Annotated in this window: 14 protein-coding genes and 1 tRNA gene; 8 read left to right on the forward strand and 7 right to left on the reverse strand. The window is 23.6% G+C overall.

The window, feature by feature from the left end; genetic code table 11:
* Positions 1–12 precede the first annotated feature (12 nt).
* Complete coding sequence (locus tag H0H55_RS02635; RefSeq protein ID WP_185861200.1) at positions 13–876, forward strand: sigma-70 family RNA polymerase sigma factor; 864 nt, start codon at positions 13–15, stop codon at positions 874–876.
* A 9-nt stretch (positions 877–885) separates the two neighbouring features.
* On the opposite strand, the gene H0H55_RS02640 is transcribed toward H0H55_RS02635, so the two are convergent.
* The 3 genes from H0H55_RS02640 to H0H55_RS02650 form a co-directional block, all read right to left on the reverse strand.
* Positions 886–959: transfer RNA gene (locus tag H0H55_RS02640), tRNA-Arg, on the reverse strand.
* A gap of 42 nt (positions 960–1001) precedes the next feature.
* Positions 1002–1760: a triose-phosphate isomerase gene (gene tpiA, locus H0H55_RS02645; protein WP_185861201.1), complete on the reverse strand. Its 759-nt coding sequence runs from the start codon at positions 1758–1760 to the stop codon at positions 1002–1004.
* Between the two features lie 9 nt (positions 1761–1769).
* Positions 1770–2273, reverse strand: a complete 504-nt coding sequence (locus H0H55_RS02650; protein WP_185861202.1) for a nucleotide modification associated domain-containing protein — start codon at positions 2271–2273, stop codon at positions 1770–1772.
* A 41-nt stretch (positions 2274–2314) separates the two neighbouring features.
* Here H0H55_RS02650 and folP point away from each other — a divergent pair, with 41 nt between their 5' ends.
* The 5 genes from folP to H0H55_RS02675 all read left to right on the forward strand — a co-directional run bounded on the left by folP (position 2315) and on the right by H0H55_RS02675 (position 7535).
* Positions 2315–3148, forward strand: coding sequence for a dihydropteroate synthase (gene folP, locus H0H55_RS02655; RefSeq protein ID WP_185861203.1), 834 nt, complete (start codon positions 2315–2317; stop codon positions 3146–3148).
* A gap of 54 nt (positions 3149–3202) precedes the next feature.
* The gene (locus H0H55_RS02660; RefSeq protein ID WP_185861204.1) at positions 3203–3961 is read left to right on the forward strand and encodes a diadenylate cyclase; all 759 of its coding nucleotides are present in this window, start codon (positions 3203–3205) and stop codon (positions 3959–3961) included.
* Between the two features lie 24 nt (positions 3962–3985).
* The gene (locus H0H55_RS02665; RefSeq protein ID WP_185861205.1) at positions 3986–5287 is read left to right on the forward strand and encodes a UDP-N-acetylmuramoyl-tripeptide--D-alanyl-D-alanine ligase; all 1302 of its coding nucleotides are present in this window, start codon (positions 3986–3988) and stop codon (positions 5285–5287) included.
* A 67-nt stretch (positions 5288–5354) separates the two neighbouring features.
* A complete protein-coding gene (gene pdhA, locus H0H55_RS02670; protein WP_185861206.1) occupies positions 5355–6359 on the forward strand; it encodes a pyruvate dehydrogenase (acetyl-transferring) E1 component subunit alpha in 1005 nt (334 codons plus the stop codon).
* A 30-nt stretch (positions 6360–6389) separates the two neighbouring features.
* Positions 6390–7535 carry a dihydrolipoamide acetyltransferase family protein gene (locus tag H0H55_RS02675; RefSeq protein ID WP_185861207.1) on the forward strand — a complete coding sequence of 382 codons (1146 nt, stop codon included), beginning with the start codon at positions 6390–6392 and terminating at the stop codon, positions 7533–7535.
* Here the strand turns inward: H0H55_RS02675 and H0H55_RS02680 are convergent.
* Positions 7532–8248, reverse strand: coding sequence for a DUF475 domain-containing protein (locus H0H55_RS02680; protein WP_185861208.1), 717 nt, complete (start codon positions 8246–8248; stop codon positions 7532–7534). The genes H0H55_RS02675 and H0H55_RS02680 overlap by 4 nt on opposite strands.
* Positions 8238–10082 (reverse strand): ABC transporter ATP-binding protein, encoded by a 1845-nt coding sequence (locus tag H0H55_RS02685; protein WP_185861209.1) that lies wholly within the window; start codon positions 10080–10082, stop codon positions 8238–8240. The genes H0H55_RS02680 and H0H55_RS02685 overlap by 11 nt, the downstream gene beginning before the upstream one ends.
* Positions 10083–10304: 222 nt before the next feature.
* Between H0H55_RS02685 and secD the strand changes: the two genes are divergently transcribed.
* Complete coding sequence (gene secD / locus H0H55_RS02690; RefSeq protein ID WP_238784151.1) at positions 10305–12929, forward strand: protein translocase subunit SecD; 2625 nt, start codon at positions 10305–10307, stop codon at positions 12927–12929.
* The gene (locus H0H55_RS02695) at positions 12926–13174 is read left to right on the forward strand and encodes a Sec-independent protein translocase subunit TatA/TatB (RefSeq protein ID WP_185861211.1); all 249 of its coding nucleotides are present in this window, start codon (positions 12926–12928) and stop codon (positions 13172–13174) included. Before secD ends, H0H55_RS02695 begins: the two co-directional genes overlap by 4 nt.
* On the opposite strand, the gene H0H55_RS02700 is transcribed toward H0H55_RS02695, so the two are convergent.
* Positions 13175–15298 (reverse strand): SurA N-terminal domain-containing protein, encoded by a 2124-nt coding sequence (locus H0H55_RS02700; protein WP_185861212.1) that lies wholly within the window; start codon positions 15296–15298, stop codon positions 13175–13177. It abuts the gene before it with no gap.
* Positions 15295–16566 carry a hemolysin family protein gene (locus H0H55_RS02705; RefSeq protein WP_185861580.1) on the reverse strand — a complete coding sequence of 424 codons (1272 nt, stop codon included), beginning with the start codon at positions 16564–16566 and terminating at the stop codon, positions 15295–15297. Before H0H55_RS02705 ends, H0H55_RS02700 begins: the two co-directional genes overlap by 4 nt.

Here is a 16566-nt window from a genome sequence, read left to right on the forward strand (position 1 = left end):
TCAAAAAAATATATGAGACAACTTAAAATTACTAAACAAGTAACAAATCGTGAATCAGAATCATTAGATAAATATCTTCATGAAATAGGAAAAATTCCATTATTAACTCCAGAAGAAGAAGTAGAATACGCTCGTAGAGCAAGAAAAGGGGATGAAACTGCTATAAATAAACTTGTCAATGCTAACTTACGTTTTGTTGTATCTGTAGCTAAACAATATCAAAATCAAGGATTAAGTTTATGTGATTTAATTAATGAAGGAAATTTAGGTTTAATAAAAGGAATACTACGTTTTGATGAAACAAGAGGTTTCAAATGTATTTCTTATGTTGTTTGGTGGATTAGACAAGCTATTTTGCAAGCTATCGCCGAACAATCACGTTCTATTAGACAACCTACAAACAAATTAGCCTTATTAAATAAAATACTAAAAACTCTTGCTCAACTAGAACAAGAATTACAAAGAACTCCTTCTGTACAAGAAATAGCAGAATATTTAAATATGAATGAGAAAGATGTTGAAGAGTCCATAAAAAATTCAGGAAGACATGTTTCTATGGATGCTCCATTAATAGAAGGAGAAGATTCTAATTTATATGATTTAGTTCGATCTGATGAATCTCCTCGTCCAGATGAACATTTAGAAAAAGAATCTTTACGAAAAGATATAAAAAGAATTTTAGAAACTTTAAGCGAAAGAGAACGTCGTGTAATTATTTTACATTTCGGATTAAATGGATCGCCACCAATGACTTTAGAAGAAGTAGGACAATCTTGTGATTTAACAAGAGAACGAGTAAGACAAATTGAAAGTATAGCTTTAAAAAGATTAAAGCATTCTTCTAGAAGCAAAATTCTCAAACCTTATTTAGGATAAAACACAACGCGACCTCGAAGGGATTCGAACCCATAACCTTCTGATCCGTAGTCAGATGCTCCATCCAATTAAGCTACGAGGCCTCTATTCATATGATACTATGATCATTAGTACAAATATATATTTTATGATTGAATAATTTTTAAAAACTTTTCAAATTGAAGAGATGCATTCCCTATAAGTCCTCCATCTACATCTTTCTGAGAAAAAAAATTTTTTGCATTAATATCATTAATACTTCCTCCGTATAAAATAGGGATGTTATCCGAAATATTTTTCCCATATTTTTCTAAAAATAAAGAACGAATAAATTCATGCATCACCTGAACTTGTTCAAACGTCGCAGTTTTTCCTGTACCAATTGCCCATATTGGTTCGTATGCTATATAAAAAAATTTGATATCATCTGAAGAACAATAAAAAACCGTTTTTTCTAATTGTTTTTTAATGATTTCAAATTGCTTATTATTCTTTCTTTCAACTAAAGATTCTCCAACACAAAAAATAATATTGAAATCATATTTTAATGCTATTTTTATTTTTTCTAATAAAATTTGATTATTTTCAAAAAATAATTCCCTACGTTCACTATGTCCCAATATCACTTTTTGAATTCCTATAGATTTTAACATAGAAGCAGATATTTCTCCTGTGTAAGGACCTTTATTTTTTTGATGAATATTTTGAGCAGCAATATTTAAACTCGACCCTTGCAAAATTTGATTAGAAATATGCAAAAAAGGAAAAGAGGGGGACAAAATAATTTCTTTATCATGATTTATTTTTCTATCAAAAAAAACTTTTAACAAATTTCTAATAAAAGAAGTTGTTTCATGAAAATCATAATTCATTTTCCAATTTGCAACAAGAATTCTTTTCCTCATTATTTTTTTTTATAAATTTTTTCTCAATAAAAAAATGATTTTTACTAAAATTTCAAAACAAAATTTTTCCAGATCTTCAAATATAATTTTCTCTTTATTTTTTTTCAAATATAAAATATTTTCCAATATATGATTTATTGAAAATTGATTTTCAGTTTTTTGTATATAAATTCTATTTGTATAACTTTTTATTTTTTTTAATTTATTATGATAAATAAATATCACATCATGATGTGATATTTTATGAAAATTTGATATAAAAGATATATCTAATTTAATTAATATTATTATTAAATAGTTAATAATATCTATATAAGTATCTGTTATTTTTTCTTCTTTAATTATTTGATATCCTTTAGATTGAATATTTTTTATACGAATTACTTTAATTAATATTTGATCTATGATAGAAGAATTATGAAAGAATTTCCATGATAACCCATAATCTTTTAATTTTCCTAAAAAAAGTTTTCTGCATTCTTTAATAATAAAATTAATAGAAGAAAGATTCATGTTATTTAATTTTATAACAAAATACAACAAATAATTTATCAATGATAATTAATTGTGCAGGCTCTTTATTACATTTAAAAGAACCAAAAATAATGGGAATAGTGAATTTAACTCCTGATTCATTTTATGATGGTGGAAAATTGTGTTCTGAATATCAAATACTACAACATATAGAAACTTTATTGAATGAAGGTTCCGATTTTATAGATATTGGAGGTTGTTCCACTAGACCTGGGTCTAAATTGATAACAGAAAAAGAAGAAATACAAAGAGTCATAAAACCTATTCGTACTATCATAAAAAATTTTCCAAATATTAGAATATCTATAGATACTTTTCGTAGTAAAGTAGCTCAAATAGCAGTCGAAGAAGGAGCTGTAATGATCAATGATGTATCAGGTGGGCAACTTGATAAAAATATGTTCCCTTTGTTAGGAAAACTTAAAATTCCATATATATTAAATCATATGAAAGGAATTCCTGAAAATATGCAAAATAATCCATATTACAACGAAAATATAATAATAGAAATAAATAATTTTTTTTCAAAAAAAATTTACTATTTAAAAAAACATGGAATTCGTGATATTATCCTTGATCCTGGATTTGGTTTTGGAAAAACATTAAAACAAAATTTTAAATTATTAAAACATTTATCTTTATTAGGATATCAAGATTATCCAATTTTAGTTGGTATTTCAAGAAAATCTATGATTAAATTTATTTTAAATACTTCTTATGAAAAATTATTGAATGCTACTTCTATCATTCATACCATAGCACTTTTAAATGGATCTAATTTTTTACGTGTACATGATGTTAAAGAAGCTGTTGAATGCATTAAATTAATACAATATTATAGAAAAATTTTATAATTCACTAATACTTGTATTATTTTTGCATGAGGCTTTTTTTCATTATTACATTTATTGAAAATTTCTTTCATCGATATTTTAGATATTTTTTTAGTAGCCATTATTTTATTTCAAGTATACAGATTGGTTTACAAAACTCCTGCTTTAAATATCTTTAATGGAATCATTGCAACTTTTATTTTCTGGAAAATAGTAGAAATTTATCAAATGAAACTTCTTAGCATAGTTATAAGTGCTTTTTTTAAAGGAGGTTTTTTAGCGTTAATTATTGTTTTTCAACCAGAAATAAGAAAATTTCTTCTTATTGTAGGAAGCAAAATATTTTTCAAAAAATTTATATTTTCTATTTTTAAAAAATCAGGTGTATCAATTAAAACTGAAACTATAGATAGTATTGTAAATGCTTGTGCTATTTTTTCTGGAGATAAAACAGGAGTTTTAATAGTAATTCAATTACATCAAGATTTAAAAGAATTTATACAAAATGGAGATAAAATGGATGCCAAAGTCAATATTCCTATCTTGGAAAGCATTTTCTATAAAAATAGCCCATTACATGACGGAGCTGTAGTCATTATAGAAAATAAAATAATTAAAACAAGAGCAATTCTTCCTGTTTCTTACAATAAAGAAATTCCATCCCGTTTGGGATTGCGACATAGAGCTGCTATTGGTTTATCTGAAAAAACAGATGCAATCTGTCTTGTAATTTCAGAAGAAACAGGTTATATTTCTTATATAAAAGATCAAAAAAGAACTGTGATCACTAACATTAATAATTTAAAAATGAAACTTGAAGAAGATTTGCTTTAAAAAAAGTATTACATGATTTGATTTATGAATATTCAAAATATATATCAATTATATTCTATTTCTTCTGGTATAGAGATAAATAGTAAAAAAGTTAAAAAAAAATCTATTTTTATAGCTTTAAAAGGTAAAAATTTTGATGGAAATCAATTTGCAGATGAAGCAATTTCAAATGGAGCAATGCTTGCTATAGTCGATGATCAAAAATATGCTGTTTGTAAAGAAAAAACTATTTATGTATATAATACATTATACTTTCTTCATGAATTAGCAAAATATCACAGATATAGATTACATCATATTCCTATTATAGTCATTACTGGAAGTAATGGAAAAACTACAACAAAAGAGCTTGTTGCAGCTATTTTAGCTAAAAAATATAAAAAAGTTCATTATACTATAAATAATTTCAATAATCATATAGGAATTCCACTAACCATACTTTCTATGTCTGAAAATACACAAATATCTGTAATAGAAATTGGAGCAAACCATGAAAAAGAGATAGAAAAAATGTGTTATATTATTAATCCAGATTATGGATATATTACAAATTTCGGAAAAGCTCATTTAGAAGGATTCAAAAATATAAAAGGAATTATACGCAGTAAATTAGAATTATACAATTTTTTAAAAAAAAATAAAAAGTTAGTATTTATTAATGGAGATGATCCTATACAATTATCCAATAGTATTGGAATGAAAAGATATATTTTTTCAGAAAGAAAAAAATCTAATGTAAATGTATATATTAAATATTTATGGGATAAAAATTGTATCAAATCAATTTTATATATCAAAAATATAAAAATCGTTTCTCCTTTAATAGGGAACTATAATTTATTTAACATAGCTTCTGCTATAACAATTGGAACATATTTTCAAGTTTCTTTAAAAAGAATAAAGGAAGCAATAGAAGAATATGTGCCTAACAATTATCGTTCTCAAATTTTGATAAAGAATAATGTAAAAATTATTATAGATTGTTATAATGCAAATCCAACTAGTATGATAAAATCTCTTGATTTTTTTAATCATATTAAAGGAGATAAAATAGTGATATTGGGAGATATGTTAGAATTAGGATTCTTTTCTAATCAAGAACACGAAAATATTATTTCTTTTATAATAAAAAGCAATATTAATATTGCCTTTTTAATTGGAGATATTTTTTGTAATACTAAGAAAACCTCTGACAAGATTATAAAATTTATCAATAAAAAAAGTTTTGTTGAATGGATTCAAAAATATTCTATTCCAAAAACGGATTATATCCTTATCAAAGGATCTAGAGAAATTGCATTAGAAAGTCTTATTTGTTTCATTTAATCTTTGCATATTAAATGTTAAAGATTAAATTTGTATTATATGCAATGATTTCATAAAATTCTTCCAAATGAAAAAAATTACCACAGAAACCTATTTAAAGTGGTTTAAAGATATGTTTTTTTGGAGAAAGTTTGAAGATAAATGTCGTTCTTTATACTTAAAACAAAAAATAAGAGGGTTTCTTCATTTATATAATGGACAAGAAGCGGTTCCTGCTGGATTGACATACGCTATGAATTTATCCAAAGATAGAATCATAACTGCTTACAGATGTCATATTTTACCTATTTCTATGGGAGTAGACCCAAAAAAAGTCATGGCGGAACTATTAGGTAAAAAAACAGGTACTTCTCATGGAATGGGAGGATCTATGCATATATTTAGCAAAAAATATCGTTTTTATGGTGGACATGGAATTGTAGGGGGGCAAATTCCTTTAGGAGCTGGAATTGCTTTTGCTGACAAATATTTTAATAAAGATTCTGTAACTATAACTGTGATGGGTGATGGAGCTATTAGGCAAGGATCTTTACATGAAACATTTAATATGGCTATGATATGGAAACTTCCTGTTGTATTTATATGTGAAAATAATAAATATGCTATGGGGACTTCCGTAAAAAGAAGTAGTAATATAGAAGAAATTTATAAAATAGGAGAGTCATATGGGATGCCCTCTTATCCTGTGGATGGAATGAATCCAGAAAAAATAGCAAAGGCAGCTTATACAGCTATAGAAAAAGCTAGAAAAGGAAAAGGTCCTACTTTTTTAGAGATGAAAACATATCGATATAGAGGTCATTCTATGTCTGATTCTGAGTTATATCGTAGTAAAGAAGAAATTGATTTGTATAAAAAACGAGATCCTATTTTAAAGTTGAAAAATATTATTATACAAAATAAATGGGAAACAATAGAAAATCTGAATATAATAGAAAATAAAATTAGAAAAAAAGTGGAATATTGTGTTGAATTTGCAGAAAATTCAGATTATCCTTCTTTAGAAGAAATGTATAATATTGTTTATTATGAAAAAAATTATCCTTTTTTAGATAAAGTTTTACCTTCATAAACATGAAAAAAATAAAAATTTTATAAAAAAATGGCAGAAATAATATCCATGCCCCAATTAAGTGATACAATGAAAGAGGGTACTGTAATTAAATGGAATAAAAAAATAGGAGATCAAGTTTCCGAAGGTGATATTTTAGCTGAAATAGAAACTGACAAAGCGACTCAAGATTTTGAGATAGATACAAATGGTATTTTACTTTTTATTGGAGTAAAAGAGGGTGAAACTACACGTGTCAATGACGTACTAGCAATTATAGGGAAAGAAGGAGAAGATATCAGTCATATGATTTCAAAATTACAATCTTCTAAAAAAGAAAAAAATGAAGTTAATTTTAATCAAAAAAATTTAGAAAAAAATAAGAAGATATTTATTTCTCCTGTAGCAAAAAAAATGGCAAAGAAAATAGGAGTTTCTATAGATAAAATTAAGGGAAGTGGAGAATATGGAAGAATTACCAAAAAAGATATAGAATTTTATGAAAAAACTGAATTAAATAAAAATATTCTTCATTCTTCCATTAGAAAAAAAATAGCAAAACATTTAACTTATTCAAAATTTTCAGCTCCACATTATTATTTATTTAGTGAAATAAATGCGGATAAGTTAATGAATTTTAGGAAAAATTTAAATGAAAAACTTTCTTTAGAAGAAAAAATATCGTTTAATGACATTATTATAAAAGCAGTGGCTCAATCTTTAATAAAACATCCTGACATGAATGTATCATGGGACGATGAAAAAATTATAATACATCCCAATATTCATATTGGAGTAGCTGTAGCGATAAAAGATGGATTAATAGTTCCAGTTATAAAAAATGCAGATAAAAAATCATTACTACAAATTTCTAAAGAAATTAAAGATAAAGCATTACGTTCAAAATCAAAAAAGATACAACCAGAAGAAATAGAAAATAGCACTTTCACAGTTTCAAATTTGGGAATGTATGGAATTGAATCATTTACTTCTATTATTAATACACCTAATACTTCTATATTATCTGTAGGATCTATTGTGGTCCGTCCAATTGTGAAAAATAATAAAATTGAAATAGGAAATGTAATGAAAATGACATTATCTTGTGATCATAGAATTATAGATGGAGCCAAAGGAAGTGAATATATTCATTCCATTAAAAATTTTTTAGAAGATCCTATCACTATATTATTTTAATTTTTATTTATAACCTTTTTTATCCATAATAAAAAAATGGAAAATATAAAGACTGAAAAAGTTAAAAAAGAAAATATCTTTTCAGAAAAAAAAAATAAAAATAAATCAGATATATATTTATTTGAATAAAAAACAAGTTTTATTCCAAGAATGATGATAATGAAAAAAGCAGAATGTTTTAATTCTGGAAATTTTTCCATGAATTTTATAAAAAATTGTGCAATTAATCTCATTGAAAAAATCCCTATACATACGCCTAAAAAAATTAATATCAAATTGTTTGATAAAGCAACAGAAGCAAAAATATTATCAATAGAAAAAGCTAGATCTGTCATCTCTATAATAAAAATTATTTTCCAAAAAGAATTTTTTTTTGGATCATTTTTTTTTAAATCGTATGGCGTATAATTTTTTTTTAAAAAATGATTTAATCCTAAAAAAATTAGATATAATCCACCTAATGGTTTTAACCACCATATTTTTATTAATATGGAAGCAAATAAAAGACACAATCCTCTGAAACAATAAGCCCCAATAATTCCATATTTTATAGCTTTTATTCTATCTTTTTTTTTAAGGTCTATAATCATAGAAGCTAACACAGCTGCATTATCTATAGATAAAATGCTTTCTATTAGAATTAAATTTCCTATTATAGAAATAGATAAAAAAGGATTATGAATAATTTCTGTAATATATTTTTCAATATTCATTTGAAAAGCTTTGTAGAGCTATTAACTTACTATAAATCCCTTTTTTTGAAATTAAAATGTTATGTTTTCCTTGTTCTATAATTTTTCCTTTTTCTAATACAATAATATGATCTGCATTTTGTATAATAGGAGAAGATAATTTATGTGCTATCACAAGAGATGTTCTATTTTTCATCATTTTATTCAAGGCTTTTTGAACTGTAATTTCAGATTCTGGATCTAAAGAAGAAGTCGCTTCATCTAAAATCATAATAGGAGGATCTTTAAATACAGCTCTAGCTATACTAATTCTTTTTTTTTGACCTAAGGATAATTTATTTCCGTTATAACCAATAACTGTATCATATCCTTTTGGTAACTTTTCTATAAAACAATGAGCATGAGCTATTTTAGCTGCTTTTATAACAGAATTGATAGATATTTTTTTTTCTGATCCTAATACTATATTATTAAAAACAGAATCGTTAAAAAGAACCGGTTCTTGAGTCACAATTCCTAATAGTTTTCTATAATCTTTAATTTTTAAATATTTAATATTTGTTCCATCTACAGTAATTTCTCCAGATGTCACATTATAGAAATTAACCAATAAATTGGCAATAGTAGATTTTCCACTTCCAGATCTTCCTACTAGAACTATGGTTTTTCCTTTTTTTAAAGAAAAATTTAAATTTTGAATTAAAATTGATTTATTATGAGTATGAGAAAATGATACATTACGAAATAAAATTTCATTTTCAAAATGAAAAATAGATTTATATCTAATTTTTTTATTCTTTGATGTACATTTAGTATTCAATATTTCAACAATACGTTCTGCAGCTGCTCTTCCTTTTTGAATATTAGATATAGAATTGACTAAACTTTTCGCAGGACTAATAATTTGAAAAAATAGTCCTATAAAAGGAAAAAGGATTTCTGGAGCCATTTCTTTTTTTTCTAAAAAAAGTTTTCCTCCATACCAAATAATTAAAATCATTGTAATAGCCCCCAAAAATTCAATCATAGGAGAAGCTAATTCTTTTTTTCTATTCACACGAGCAGAAAGTATTTTTTGACGTTCAGATACTTGTTCAAAACGTTTTTGCATTTGATTTTCAGCGTTGAAAATATTTATAATTTTAGTAGAATTTAAAGTTTCTTCTATGACAGAAAATAATTTTCCTAACTGATTTTGAGCCCCTACCGCATCTTTTTTCAAACTATTTCCTATAATAGATAAGAAAGCACCCATTAATGGGAGTAACAAAAAAGCGAATAATGTTAATTGATAACTCATGAAAAATAAAGTTAACAGATGAAAAAAAACCATTATGGGAGAACTAATCAAATTAGCTAAAGAACTAACAATGGATATTTCTATTTCATTAACATCATTAGATAATCTAGACATTAAGTCTCCATTCCTCTTATTTGAAAAAAAAATTATAGGTAAAGAAAGTATTTTTTTGTGAAAATCATTCCGAATATTTCTGACTACAGAAGTTTTGATTCCTATTAAAAAATATTCTGACAAATATCGAAAAATATTCCGAATTAAAAAAAGTAAAATAATAAAAACACAAAATACAGCTAAAGTGTTTATTTTACCGTATCTGTCTGATAATATTTTTATGTAATTATGTATAATCAAATCAAAATAAACATTAAAAGAATTAAAAAATGTTGTTTTATTTTTGTATTCAGGAGATTCAAATAAAATACTTAATACAGGTGAAATGGATATAATGGAAATAACTGAAAATAAAGAATATAAAAAATTACATGATATGTTAATAATATAATGATATTTGTAAGGTTTTGAATAAGATAAAATTTTTTCAAGTGCATTCATTTAAATAAATATAATTATAAAAATTCTTTAATCTATTGATCGAATAACAATTTCACATAAATTTCATATATAATTTTATATAAATTTTTTCGATAAAATAAAATGCGTGTTAGAAACTTTTTTACGATATTTGTAACCATAATATTGACCTCTATTTGTCTGTATTATATATTATACAGTATATATTCAGAAAAAAATGATAAAAAAACCCTAAATCTAGGATTGGATTTAAAAGGTGGGATTAGCATGGTTTTAGATATATCAGAAAAAGATTTACTCAAAAAATTTTCTAAAAATTCTCAAAACTCTATTTTTATAAAAGCGTTGAAAAATGCGGATCAGAAAAAAAAAGAAAATACAAATACAGATTATTTGTTATCTTTTATCAATTCTTTTAATCAAGAAATAAAAAACAGAAAACTAAATATTAATTTGTCTTCTCCAAATTTATTTGGAAATAAATCTAATATTGAAATTAATTCTAATAGTTCTGATTTAAAAATAGAAAAATTTCTGAGAAAAAAAATAGAATCTTCTATAATTTCTATTCAAAATATTTTGAGATCCAGAATCGATCGATTCGGAATTATTCAACCCAATATTCAAAGAATAAAAAATTCTAATCGAATTTTAATAGAATTATCTGGAATACAAAATATAGATAGAATCAAAAATATTTTAGAGAAAAAAGCAGAATTACATTTTTTGGAAACTTACAACTCTCAAGAAGTTAATTCATATTTTCATACAATAAATAAGTTGTACAAAAAAAAACATGATAAAAAAAGATCTTTCATAGATCTTTTAAATTTTTCTCTTATTCAATCAAAAAATGTCGTAGGATTAGTTCATGCAAAACATAAAAAAATCATTTCAGATTTTTTAAACTCTGATCAAACTCGAAATTATTTACCGTATCATTTACATGATGTCAAATTTTTATGGGGATATAAAAATTTAAATAATTTTTTTCAGTTGTTCGCTGTAAAAATTAATAATAGAGAAATATCTAATCATTTAAATGGAGATGTGTTAACCCATGCTTATAAATCTTTTGGTCCTTTAAATGAAATATCTATAAATATTAAAATGAATGAAGAAGGAACTAAAAAATGGAAAATTTTTACGGAAAAAAATATGGGGAGAAGCATAGCAATAGTACTTGATAATTTAGTATATACAGTTCCTGTAGTAAAATCCGTCATTTCAAATGGAATGTCTCAAATATATGGACATTTTTCAACACAGGAAGCTAATGATCTAATAAACATATTAAGCACAGGAGAATTGCCTACCTCTGTAAAGGTAATTCAAACTGATATAATGGGCCCTTATTTAGGAAAAAAATCTATTCAAAAAGGAATTATATCTTTTTTAATAGCTTTATTTTTTGTATTTATTTGGATGTTTTTTTGTTATTCAATTCCAGGATTGTATGCCAATATTGTTTTATTTTTTAATGTCATATTTATTTTTGGTATTCTCATTTCTATGAATGCAATATTAACTTTTCCCGGTATCGCAGGAATTATATTAACATTAGCAATGTCTATGGATGCTAATATCATTATTTATGAAAAAATTAAAGAAAATATAAGAAATAAAGTTTCCATATTGACATCTATTAATAATAGTTACACAATATATGGAGCTTTATCTTCTATTATAGATGGACAAATTACCACTTTATTATGTGGAGTCATTTTATTTTATTTTGGAATAGGACCTATACGAGGATTTTCTACTACGTTAATTATTGGTATTATAGTTTCTATGTTTACCTCCATTTGTTTAGGAAGATTATTTTTAGAATGGCATTTAAAAAAATATAGAAAGATTTTTTTTTCTAGAAAAGAATTAATTTTTATTTTGAACAAAATTCAAAATATGCAATATGATTTTTTATCAAGAAGAAAATGGATTTATATGATTTCTAGTTTTTTCATAATTATTAGTGTATTTTCTTTTTTTTTAAAAGGATTTAATCTAGGATTAGATTTTGTTGGAGGACGTTCTTATGTTATTCTTTTTAATCGTCAGATACATCCTGAAGAAATTTCTAAAATTTTATCAAAAATATTTATAGAAAATGGAAAACCTTCTTTTCCTAGGGTCCAAACATTCGGAGATGAAAATCAACTTAAAATAGTCACTAAATATAAAATATGGGAAGAAAATAAACAATTAGATGAGATTATTTTAAAAAAAATGTTTACAGCTTTGAAAGGTTTTTTTCCTATTAATTTTGAAGATTTTAAAAATATAAAAAAACATAAATCATTAGGTATTCAATCTATTGAGAAAGTTGGTCCTTTAGTAGCTAGAGAAATGACTTATAAAGCTTTTATTTCTGTAATAATTTCTTTAATAGGAATTTTTATATATATCTTTGTAAGATTCAAAAAATGGCAATTTGGATTAGGAGCAATAATCTCTTTAATTCATGATTCAGTCATCGTACTTGGAATATTTTCTTTTTTCCATGACAAATTTTCTATTTTAGAAATAAATCAAAATTTTATAGCAGCCTTGTTAACAATAATAGGTTATTCTATTAATGATACCGTAATAGTTTATGATAGAATTAGACAAATTTCAAATAAAACATCATTAATATTTATGATAAAAAAAACGATAAATCAAGGAATTTGTAATTCTCTCACTAGAACTATAAATACTTCTTTTATTACTTTATTAGTAATTTTAATTATTTTTTTATTTGGAGGAAAAGTTCTTCATAATTTTATGTTAGCTTTATTTATTGGAATGAGTATAGGAACTTATTCTTCTATATTTATAGCTCCATCTATAGTATATGATTTTTGTAAAAAAAATATAGAAAAATGAAAAATATTTTATTTATCAGCATAGAAGAAAGTTTATTTATTGTTTTTATAGCTATACTCGTTTTTGGACCAAAAAAAATACCAGAGATTGCGCGTGGATTAGGGGAAGGAATTAGATATTTAAAAAATGCTAAAAAAAGAATTAAAAATGAAATTATTCAAAATAATATTGATCATAAAAAAAAGGAATTCCCCAATGGGAAAAATAAACATATGCCTCCTTATTCTGTGAAACGAAACAAATAATTATATATTTTTTCTAAAATCTTCAATATTAGATTTTTCAACTAACATATCTCCTATTTTTTCTAAAATGTTTTTTCTTAAATTTTCATTTAAAGATTCTATTTCAGAAGAAAAATAAGAAAGTTTTTTATATGTATTAAAACGTTTCAATGGTCTTATAAAAAAAATTCCTCTTTCTCCTAATATTGGTTTAGAAGTTTTATATAATTTTGAAGAAAAAGCGGATCCAATAACTTTAGGTTCTTTATAATTTCCAACCATAGATTTATGAAAATTGATTTTATGGGATTTATTTATTTCTTTAGAGAAACGAGAAGCAATTTGTTCTAAACTTAGATCTTTTATCACATTAGATAAATAATAATTTATTTTTTTCTGAATGAGGAAAGGAATTATATTATTTTTTATTTCTTCAATAGGATATCCTTTTTTCTGAATTTTAGATAAAAAAACTACAATATAATCTTTGTTTGAAGTATAAAAAATCTTGATGTCTCCTTCTTTTCTATTTTTTTCATAAGACCAATTTATAATTTCTTTATCCAATTCCGTATTTAAATCTTGAATATTCCATTGATAATCTTTTATTTCTTTTAAAAAAAGAGTTTCATACCTTTTCTTTCTTGCATTATTAATAAATGTATTTACATTTGAATTCTTATTTTTTTTTATAAAATCTATAACTTCTTGATAAAGACCCCCTTCAGTTTTCTTTGATGGATTCAGTGTTTTGATTATTATAGCAAGTTGATAAGTGTCTTTTACATCTTTGATTCCGTCAATTCTGATAATATGATAACCAAATTTAGTTTCAATTAAACCTATTGTTCCTTTTTTATTTTTTACAGAAAAAAAATCAAATGATCTTGATTTTTTAAATGATTCATTTGGTTCTTCATATTTGATCCATCCTAAACTACCTTTATTTTTTTTTGCATTCATAACATCATCCGATTTTTCTATAACTAGAGAATTAAATTTAGTAGGATTTTTTACAATAAAATTATATATTTTTTCCGCTGTCTTTTTAGCCTCTTTTTTAGTTCTATTATTAGAAAAACGTATAGCTTCCTTATGAGAAATTAATATATGACTTGATAAAACAGAATTATATATCATTTTTTTTCCAGTTAGTTTAGCCATAATATAGATATTGTTATCTTTAATAGGACCGAACATGCTCCCAATTTGATTATTTTTCTCAACAAAATTTTGTAAAACAATAGGAAGATTTTTTTTCAAATAGAAATTTGAATCAAAGGGTTTTTCAGATTGATTAGAAACAATTGTAAAATTATGATCAGAAAATTTAAATTTATTAAATAATTTTTTGATTTTAATATTCATATTTTTTTCATCATTTAATGATGGATGAGAACGAAAAATTACAAAACTGAGATTTCTTAAATTTTCTTTTTTATAAAGAAACTTATTTTTTTTTATGTAGTCATAGATTTCATAACTTTTTATTTTTCTATATTTTTTTTCTATTTCTGAATAAGGAATAAATATATAATCAATTATAGAAAATAAATTTTTATCTTCATAGTTTAGTTGAGCTTCTATAAAAGAAGTATTCAATCCATACATTAACATTTCTACATATTTTTTTGCAATGATTCTTTTTGGAATATTATTTTTTTCATAATACCAAATATCTTTTTCTATTTCTATCTGAGGATTTAAATATGAAGGTAATTTTTCTAAATTTTTTAAGTAAAATTGAAATTTTTTCATATTCATTTTTCCTTTTTGATCTTGAAAATCAATAATTTTACTATATATTGATTGTTTTTCTATTGCTTTCCAAAAATCTTTTTCTGAGCTTTGTATTCCTAATTTTTTAGCTTGTTGATTCAATACTTTTTCATAAACTAATAATTTCCAAGCATCATTTTTTAAATAAAAATCAGGTTCATTTTCACGAAATCGTTTTAAGAATTGAAAACAATCAAGATATTCTTTAAGAAGAATATTCTCTCCATTTACTTTTCCAATAATATTAGAATTATTAGTAAAAAGTTTTAGTAAAATATTAGGATCCAATATAAAAAATATTAAAGATATACTTATAAAAAAGAAAATCAACCATGTATTTTTTCTTATTTTTTCTAAAAAACTCATTTTACAATTTCTTTTTTTAAAATCACTTCTTCTATTTTATTTTTAGATACTTTTTTAATTTCAATATAAAAATTGTTGTTGATCACAATTTTATCTCCATTTATTGGAATATTTTCTGTATAGTTAACAATTAAACCTCCTAAAGTTTCATATTTATCAGATTTCGGTAGATCTAAATTATATTTAGCATTAATAAAATCGATTTCTAATCGTGCGGAAAATAAAAATTCATGATCATTTAATTTATTATCTAATAATAAATTTTCATCATGTTCATCCTTTATATCTCCAATAAATTCTTCCAAAATATCTTCTATAGTTATCATTCCTGCTGTTCCTCCATATTCATCCAAAACTATAGCAATACTTCTTTTTTTTTTAATTAAAAGATCCATTATTTCTCTAATAGGAGTAGTTACATAAACTAGTTCTACTGATCTAATTACAGATTCGAGATTTTTTGGTTTCTTTAGTAATTCTAAATAATGAATATAACCTATAATATTATCTATATTATTTTTATAAATTACGATTTTAGATAATCCACTTTCAGTAAAAATATTTCGAACACTATCTATAGATGATATATTAGATGAAACTATTTCTTTTCTAGGAATCATACATTCTCGTGCTTTTTTTTCAGAGAAATCTAAAGCTTTATGAAAAATTTCAATTTCAGATTCGACAATCTCTTTTTCTTTTATATTTTTTTCTATATTTTCTGATATAAAATAAATTAAATCTTCTTTGTCAAAAATTTTTTTTTGATCATTTTCTTTTTCTCCTAAAATTTTTAAAAAGACATTAGAAATCCAAATAATAGAATTTGTAATAGGAGAAAATATCTTATATACAACATATACAGGAACAATGAATAAACTTAACAATTCATTTGAATATATACTAAATATTATTTTAGGAATAAATTCTCCAATAATTAAAATAACAGTAGCAGAAAAAACTGTTTCTAAAAAAATTATCCATAAAGAGTTATTGAAAAATTCTTTCGGAAAAAAGAGAAAAAATAATTTCCCCATATAAATACCATATATAACTAAAGATATAGTATTACCAATTAACATTGTTGTGATAAATTTTTTAGAATTACTAATACTTTTTGAAAGAAGTTCAGAATGAAAAGATCCTTTTTTCTTTTCTTTTTCCAATTCTATTTTAAATAAACTAGAAGAAATAAAAGCCATTTCCATTCCAGAAAAGAAAGCAGATACGAATATAGTGATGAAAACTATACTAAAATGAAAAATTAT

Source organism: Blattabacterium cuenoti, from assembly GCF_014251795.1.
Classification (GTDB): Bacteria; Bacteroidota; Bacteroidia; order Flavobacteriales; family Blattabacteriaceae; genus Blattabacterium; species Blattabacterium cuenoti_AB.